The 209-nt window shown below is 36.4% G+C and carries 1 pseudogene; it reads left to right on the forward strand.

Annotation, left to right across the window (positions count from 1 at the left end):
• Positions 1–209 (forward strand): annotated as a pseudogene (locus tag Q1B05_RS18675) (glucose/galactose MFS transporter); the annotation flags it as partial.

Consider the following 209-nt stretch of genomic DNA (forward strand, 5'->3'; position numbering starts at 1 on the left):
GGGGCAGAGGTTATCGCAGGAGACACCATTATCTCTTATGGTATCTCTCTTGGTTTTTCATCAGAAGAGGCTAAATTCTTTACCACATTTACATTACTAGCCATGGTCTTAACTTATGGATTAGGCGTGTTCTTAATTCCAAAATATTTAAAACAGAAAACGGCATTAATAATAAGTGCCACTTTAGGAATCGCGTTTAGTTGTTGTAT

The sequence above is a fragment of the uncultured Formosa sp. genome, assembly GCF_947500765.1.
Classification (GTDB): domain Bacteria; phylum Bacteroidota; class Bacteroidia; order Flavobacteriales; family Flavobacteriaceae; genus Formosa.